Annotated in this window: 8 protein-coding genes; 1 reads left to right on the top strand and 7 read right to left on the bottom strand. The window is 62.5% G+C overall.

The annotated features are described in order from the left end of the window. The first annotated feature begins 519 nt into the window (after window positions 1-519). Window positions 520-690, top strand: a complete 171-nt coding sequence (locus tag VF515_10255; protein ID HEX7408016.1) for a hypothetical protein — start codon at window positions 520-522, stop codon at window positions 688-690. 36 nt (window positions 691-726) lie between these two features. Here the strand turns inward: VF515_10255 and sufT are convergent, their stop codons facing one another. The 7 genes from sufT to VF515_10220 are packed head-to-tail and all read right to left on the bottom strand — an operon-like array spanning window position 727 to window position 7,114. Next, entirely contained in the window at window positions 727-1,284 is a 558-nt protein-coding gene (gene sufT, locus VF515_10250) for a putative Fe-S cluster assembly protein SufT (protein ID HEX7408015.1), read from the bottom strand. Window positions 1,285-1,308: 24 nt separating this feature from the next. Continuing rightward, entirely contained in the window at window positions 1,309-1,758 is a 450-nt protein-coding gene (locus tag VF515_10245; GenBank protein HEX7408014.1) for an SUF system NifU family Fe-S cluster assembly protein, read from the bottom strand. Further along, entirely contained in the window at window positions 1,758-3,029 is a 1,272-nt protein-coding gene (locus VF515_10240) for a cysteine desulfurase (GenBank protein HEX7408013.1), read from the bottom strand. The genes VF515_10245 and VF515_10240 overlap by 1 nt, the downstream gene beginning before the upstream one ends. After that, window positions 3,026-4,357, bottom strand: a complete 1,332-nt coding sequence (gene sufD, locus VF515_10235) for a Fe-S cluster assembly protein SufD (protein HEX7408012.1) — start codon at window positions 4,355-4,357, stop codon at window positions 3,026-3,028. Before sufD ends, VF515_10240 begins: the two co-directional genes overlap by 4 nt. A 4-nt stretch (window positions 4,358-4,361) precedes the next feature. Further along, window positions 4,362-5,147: a Fe-S cluster assembly ATPase SufC gene (gene sufC / locus VF515_10230; GenBank protein ID HEX7408011.1), complete on the bottom strand. Its 786-nt coding sequence runs from the start codon at window positions 5,145-5,147 to the stop codon at window positions 4,362-4,364. 36 nt (window positions 5,148-5,183) lie between these two features. Further along, the gene (gene sufB / locus VF515_10225; GenBank protein ID HEX7408010.1) at window positions 5,184-6,641 is read right to left on the bottom strand and encodes a Fe-S cluster assembly protein SufB; all 1,458 of its coding nucleotides are present in this window, start codon (window positions 6,639-6,641) and stop codon (window positions 5,184-5,186) included. After that, entirely contained in the window at window positions 6,638-7,114 is a 477-nt protein-coding gene (locus tag VF515_10220; GenBank protein HEX7408009.1) for an SUF system Fe-S cluster assembly regulator, read from the bottom strand. Before VF515_10220 ends, sufB begins: the two co-directional genes overlap by 4 nt. Between the last annotated feature and the right edge of the window lie 344 nt (window positions 7,115-7,458).

The following is a 7,458-nucleotide window of genomic DNA, read 5'->3' as shown; positions in this document are numbered from 1 at the left end:
GATGATAAGCGAGCCGCTGGCGAAGGTGCGGTCGGCGGCCTGCGCCAGTTGCGGCAGGACAGTGCCGAGCAAGATGCCGGCGATCGCGATGATGGCCAGGCGTTTAGCCCGTGCGCTACGAACCCACCAAGCCCGCGTGCTTGTTTCACTCACCTGGAAACCTCAATCGTGAACCGTAGCCACTGGAAGCGAATCGCGAGCACGAGTGCCCCGGCTGCGAGTCGGTCCTGCCCTGACCTCTGAGTTGCGTTCCCCCTTTGACTGCACGTGTGGCGCCGGAGTCGCCGTCGGTCCGGCTGTGCAGACGCAACTGGCGTGCCAGGCTTGCGTCACGATTGAATGGCCATCGGTTGCTCATGCCATGGCCAAGATTCCCTAAGATCGAGAAAATGGTTTTGCACCGTTCCCAGGTGCGCCAGAAGAACGGTGGCGGTGCCAGGAATAGGTGGGCCTATTTCCCCCAGTTGGGTGGAAGCGGCAGATCCTGGCCGCTCCGCTTGATGGCAAAGGCCTGAAGCGGTGCGGCCCGCCGATCTGACGGAGGCCGGGTCCGAGTTAAAGCAGGAGTTGATCGCCTTCTGCCAGCAGCCGCCGGCCAAGTACCAGTGCCCGTGTTCGATCGATCTCGACGCTGAGCTGCCGCGGAATCCAACCGGTAAGCCCTACCAATGGCTGCCCAAGGACCTCTAACGGGCCGATCACGCGACTCGAATCATCCGAACGGCTCTACGAAATCCCGAGATCGAGTCTGGCGGCTTCGGACATCATGTCGCGGCTCCACGGCGGATCGAAGACGACGTCGACATCGCATTCCTCGACACCGGGGAGGCTCAAAATCTTGCTCTCCATATCCATTTGCAGCGAGCCGGCCATGCCGCAGCCGGGCGCCGTCAGCGTGAACCTCACCTCAACCTTGTGGCCGCCGTCGGGCAGGAGCGTCGCCTGGCAGTGATACACCAGGCCGAGATCGACGATGTTCACCGGGATTTCGGGGTCGTAGCAGGTGCGCAGCTGGTCCCACACCGCCTTTTCGACCTGCTCTGGCGTGCTGGCTGCCATGGCGGCATCTGTGGAGGGTTGTACCGCCGGCTCCAGACCGAGCGCGTCAGCGTCCTTGCCCGCGATGCGCACCATGTATCCGTGTTCGGTCGTGACCGTGAAGCTGCCGCCAAGGGACTGCGTGATGAGCACCTCATCACCCGCGTGCAGTACGACCTTGTTGCCATTCGGGATGGCAACGGCTTCGCAATCACGGTGTAGCGCTACTGCTTCGTGGGATCGCATGGTCAACTCCTTTGTCGGTGTGACTCACTCGGTCGATACTGGAACCTGCTCGCCCTCCAAGGCCGCACGCATCGTGTGCCAGGCAAGGCTGGCGCACTTCACCCGCGCGGGGAACCTCCGGACGCCAGCGAACACCGCGAGCTTGCCGAGCGTAGCGGGTTGCGGCGCATCATGCCCGCCGGTGACCAAGTCATGGAATTCCACGAACAGCGCCTGGGCTTGCGCCGGCGTCTTGCCCTTCACGCTCGTGGTCATCAGCGACGCCGAGGCTTTCGAAATCGCACAACCGGACCCCTCAAAGCTGATGTCACGGATCACGCCATCTTCCAGCTGCACGTACACGGTTAGCTGATCGCCGCACAGCGGGTTGTAGCCCTCTGCCTTCCGGTGTGCCCCCTCGATCTTGTGGTAGTTCCGCGGTTGCCGGTTGTGATCCAGAATAACTTCCTGGTAGAGGTCGCTGAGATCGGACATCAGGCGAATACCTTCTTGACCCGGTGGAGTGCGGCCGCCAAGGCGTCGATCTCCTCCTTCGTGTTGTAGAAGGCCAGTGAGGCGCGGGCGGTTGCTGGCACCCCGAAGCGCTGCATCACCGGCATCGCACAGTGATGGCCGGCGCGAATGGCAATCCCCTCACGGTCCAACACGGTGCCGATGTCATGCGGGTGGACGCCTTCCAGCGTGAAGGACAGCACGCCGGTCTTTTCCTTGGCCGTCCCAATCATATCGAGGCCTTCGATGGCGTTGAGGGAATCGGTCGCGTAGGCGAGCAGTTCGTGCTCATAGGCGGCGATGGCATTGAGCCCGATGCGGTTCACATACTCGATGGCGGCTCCCAACCCGACCCCGCCCGCGATGTGCGGGGTGCCCGCCTCGAACTTGTACGGGAGCGTGTTGTAGTGCGTCTTCTCGAAGGTCACGAGGCTGATCATGTCCCCCCCGCCTTGGTACGGCGGCATGCGGTCGAGCAAGGCGGCCTTGCCGTACAGCACCCCGATGCCCGTCGGTCCGAACAGCTTGTGCGCGGAGAAGGTGTAGAAGTCGCAATCGAGCCCTCGCACGTCGACCTGCAGGTGTGGCACGGCCTGGGCTCCGTCGACGAGCACGGGGACATTCCAGTGGTGCGCCAGGTCGATGACCTGGCGGATCGGATTAATCGTACCCAGTGCGTTCGAGACGTGCGTGATGGCGACCAGCTTGGTCCGCTCGTTCAGCAGCCCTTCATAGACGTCGAGGTACAACTCGCCGGCGTTGTTGATCGTAATCACACGGAGTCTGGCGCCGACCTGTTCGCAAAGCATCTGCCAGGGAACGATGTTGGAGTGATGTTCCATCGCCGAGATGATGATCTCGTCCCCCGGCTTCAGGAATGTCCGGCCGTAGCTCTGTGCCACCAGGTTGATGCCCTCCGTCGCGCCGCGCACGAAGATGATTTCGCGATCGTCGGCGGCGTTGAGGAAGCGGCGTACCGTGCCCCTTGCGGCTTCGTACGCCTGCGTGGCGCGCTCGCTGAGGGTGTGGACACCGCGGTGGATGTTGGCGTTTGCCGTCGTGTAGTATCGGCTGAGCGTGTCGATCACGACCTGCGGCTTCTGCGTCGTAGCGGCATTGTCCAGATAGACCAGCGGTTTCCCGTGCACGGGGTACCGCAGGATGGGGAAATCCTCCCGGATCTTTGCCACATCCAAGACCACCGGAGTCTGCGCACTAGTCTCCGGGACGGCCAGTCGGTGCGCCGGTCTCATGACTCCTCGGCTCCTTCTCTCGCCGGTAGCCTCGTCAATACGATTTCCTCGAAGCGGCGGCGCAGTGGCTCGTGCCGCAGGCGACTAATCATCTCGCTCGCAAACGCGTAGGTCAGCATGGTGCGGGCGGCGTTCCTAGCGATGCCGCGCGCGCGCAAGTAGAAGAGCGCGTCGGCGTCGAGCTGCCCAATGGTCGACGCGTGATTGCACTTCACATCGTCGGCGGAGATTTCGAGCTGCGGCTTGGTATTGATCTGCGCGTCCGGCGAGAGCAGCAGGTTTTTGTTCGTCTGACGCGCGCTGGTCTTCTGCGCGCTCGCCCGCACGCGGATGCCGCCGTTGAAGACCCCGGTAGACTGGCCGCCGAGGATACCCTTGTAGAGCTCCTGACTGGTGCAGCGGGGCTTGACGTGGTCGATAATCGTGTGGTTGTCCACGTGGGCACGCCCGTTGCCGACAAAAAGGCCGTTCAGCACGCACTCACTGCCCTCACCGTCCAACACCACGGTGACATTGTTGCGCACCAGACCGCCACTCAAGGAGAACGAATGCAACAGGACGTTGCTGGCCTGTTCCTGGCTCACGCTTAGGGCGGCAACGTGAAAGGACGCCGCATTCTCCAGCGCCAACGTGCCGTGCTCGATGACCGCGCCGGGACCAGCCACCAGCTCGGTCACGGCGTTGGTCAAGCACGTCCCATTGCCGAGGCTGACGTAGCTCTCGATGATAGTTGCCTGGCAGCCCTCCTCTGCCACGATCAGCGTGCGGGGGTGTGACACCGTCGGGTCACCCTGCGCGGTGGAGACATAGACCACGTGAATCGGTTGCTCAACAACGGTCGCCGGCGGGAGGTGGAGAAACGCTCCGTCCTTGAGAAAGGCGGTGTTCAGTGCCAGAAACCCGCTGGCGTCGTCGCGCGCGAAGCGCCCCAAGCGCGCTTCGATGAAGCACCCATCGGTCTCGATCGCTGCCGCCAGACTGCTGACTTGCACGCCGCGCGGCAACACCCCCAACGACGACAGCCCCGAGGAGAACTGACCGTCCACAAGCACCAGTCGGCTGCCAGCCAGTCCTCCCAATGTTGCCTGCTCCAGGGACTCGGGCGTCAGCCCGTTGCGGTGGTATGCCCGCGCCGGCAGAAAGCGAACTTTGGTGATCGGGGCGACATTGGTGTGCCGCCAGTCTTCCAGCCGCGTCGACGGAAAGCCGAGCTCGGCGAACCGGGCGATGGCCTGTTTGCGGATCGCGTGGACCCAGGCGGGTTTCCGCCCGGCCGGTTCATGTTCGAGCTCCGCGAACATCGAGAGATAGGTGTCGGCTGCATCCATTGCGTCACTGCACGGTCGCTACGGGGGCCGGCTGCGGCGGGCGTGCCACCTCGTGCTCGACCCAGCCGTAGCCCTTGGCCTCCAACTCCAGCGCCAGCCCACGATCGCCCGATTTCACGATTCGACCCTCCGACAGGACGTGTACGTGGTCCGGAACGACGTAGTGGAGCAGGCGCTGATAATGCGTGATGACGATCATCGCCCGGTCCGTGCTCCGCAGCGCATTGACGCCCTTGGCGACCGTCTTCAGCGCATCGATGTCGAGACCCGAGTCGGTCTCGTCGAGGATGGCGAGCTTCGGTTCCAGCATCGCCATTTGCAGAATCTCGTTACGTTTCTTTTCGCCGCCGGAGAACCCTTCGTTCACGGAGCGGTTCAACAGAGCCTGGTCCATGTCCAGGCGCTTGCCCTTCTCCTTGATCAGGGCGAGGAAATCCATGGCATCCAGCTCTTCGAGGCCGTGGTGCGTGCGCACGGCGTTGACGGCCGCCTTCAGAAAATAGGCGTTGTTGACACCCGGAATCTCGACGGGGTACTGGAAGGCGAGGAAGATCCCCTCCCGGGCTCGGAGTTCCGGTGGCATGGTGAGCAGATTCCTGCCCTCGAACAACACCTGACCTTCCGTGACCTCGTAGGTGCTGCGACCGGCGAGGACGTTGGCCAGCGTGCTCTTGCCGGAGCCGTTCGGCCCCATGACGGCGTGCACCTCGCCGGCTTTCACCGTCAAATTGAGACCCCGCAGAATCTCCTTGCCCTCAACGCGGACGTGCAGGTTACTGATCTGTAGCATGGTGTGCCTTTCTTGCTGCAAGCGGGTGTCAGCGGCTCAGCCGACAGCGCCTTCGAGGCTGACACTGAGGAGTTTCTGGGCTTCCACCGCAAACTCCATCGGCAGCTCACGAAAGACTTCCTTGCAGAAGCCGTTGACGATCATCGACACAGCATCCTCGGCAGCCAGACCACGTTGCTGGCAGTAGAACAGCTGGTCCTCGCCAATTCTCGAGGTGGACGCTTCATGCTCCACCTGCGCCTCGGCGTTGCGCACCTCAATGTAGGGAAAGGTGTGGGCGCCGCACTTGTCACCGAGCAGCAGCGAGTCGCACTGCGAATAGTTCCGCGCTCCGGTGGCACTCTTCATGACCTTCACCAACCCGCGATAGGTGTTCTGCCCATGACCGGCGGAGATACCTTTCGAGATGATCGTACTCTTGGTGTTCTTGCCGATGTGGATCATCTTGGTTCCGGTGTCCGCCTGCTGATAGTTGTTGGTGAGGGCGACGGAATAGAATTTTCCCACCGAGTTGTCCCCCTGCAGGATGCAGCTCGGGTACTTCCAGGTGATCGCCGAGCCGGTCTCAACTTGGGTCCAGGAGATCTTTGAGTTGATGCCTCGGCAAACACCGCGCTTGGTGACGAAGTTGTAGATGCCACCTTTCCCTTCCTTGTCGCCCGGGTACCAGTTCTGCACCGTCGAGTATTTGATCTCGGCGTTGTCGAGTGCAATCAGCTCGACGACCGCAGCATGCAACTGGTTCTGGTCGCGAATCGGGGCGGTACAGCCTTCGAGGTAGCTGACGTAGCTGCCTTCCTCGGCGATGATCAGTGTCCGCTCGAACTGCCCGGTCTCGGCCGCGTTGATACGGAAGTAGGTCGACAGTTCCATCGGACAGCGCACGCCCTGCGGAATGTAGCAGAATGAGCCGTCGCTGAAGACCGCCGCGTTCAGCGCCGCGAAAAAGTTGTCGGTGTACGGCACCACCGACCCCAAGTACCGCTGCACGAGATCGGGGTGCTCACGCACGGCTTCGGAAAAGGCGCAAAAGATGATGCCGAGCTCGGCCAGTTTCGTCTTGAACGTCGTGGCGACGGAAACGCTGTCAACAACTGCGTCCACCGCCACTCCCGTGAGGCGTCCCTGCTCCTGCAGGGAGATCCCCAGCTTGTCGAACATGGCCCGCACTTCGGGATCGACCTCATTCAGGCTGCCGAGTTGCTTCTTCGGCTTCGGCGCCGCGTAATATATCATGTCCTGGTAATCGATCGGGGGATAGTGCACGTTGGCCCACTTCGGCTCCGCCTCGGACTTGGCGAGCTTGTCCCAATGGCGGAATGCCTTGAGTCGCCATTCCAGCATGAAGGGGGGCTCGTTCTTCTTCGCCGATATCAGCCGGATGATGTCTTCGTTCAGCCCGCGCGGCGCCGTTTCGGTGTCGAGGTCGGTAACGAAGCCGTACTTGTACTCCTGCTGTGTCAGCCGCTCGATTGCATCCGTTGTTGTCGTCATGAAGTCTGCCTCGCCATCAGCGTGAGCGGGAAAACGGCATGGTTGCGGCCCGGTGCTGCCAGCCGCTGCGGCAGGGGCGCCGTCATGTCCGCGAGGGTGAGCGTATCGAGTGCCCGCTGCACCGCCTGGTTGATCCGCCGCCAGTTGCTGCGGACCGGGCACGCCGGCTCCAACCCGCAGATACCAGGGTGAGTGCTGCACTCTGTCATGGCGATCGGCCCCTCGATCACGCCGATGATCCTGGCCATCGAGATCTCTTCCGGGCGCCGCGCCAGACTGTACCCACCCTTTACGCCCCGCTGCGAGACCAGCAGCCCCCCGCGTGAGAGGGCCTTCAGCACTTTGCAGACGGTCGGCAGCGGTATCCGGGCCTGGGCACCCAAATCGCGCGCGGTGCGCACCTGGTCCGCGTCGCCTGCAAAGTACGTGAGCAGGACGATGGCGTAGTCGGTGAGCTTCGCGATCCGAATCATAGTAGTTAAATAGGACTATTACGGTCCTTTTTCAAGCCCCCGGCGGGCTTTGCACAAAAGCTCATTCTTGCCCAACAGCTAGGCGGCCTGCACAAAAGCTCGAAAACGCGGACAAAGCTGAACCTCCAGGGCCTGCGGCGGGTTTTGGGCTGCTGCCGGCGCTGGGAGCGGTCCTGGCGCTGCTCCTAACGGTCGCCTTAGTCGGCATCGTTGTATGGTCCCTCTGCGCGAAACGGTTTGGTGACATCGTCTTCCAAGTACAGGGCGAACCGTGTGGCGTGGGGCGTCTTCAGGTCGAAATGGTCCCAGTACTCGACCCGGCCGTATACATGCAGCCGAGCCGC

This window comes from Candidatus Binatia bacterium (assembly GCA_036382395.1).
GTDB lineage: Bacteria > Desulfobacterota > Binatia > HRBIN30 > HRBIN30 > JAGDMS01.
Note: the sequence above shows the minus strand (reverse complement) of the source record. Positions and strands in the feature narration are given on the sequence as shown.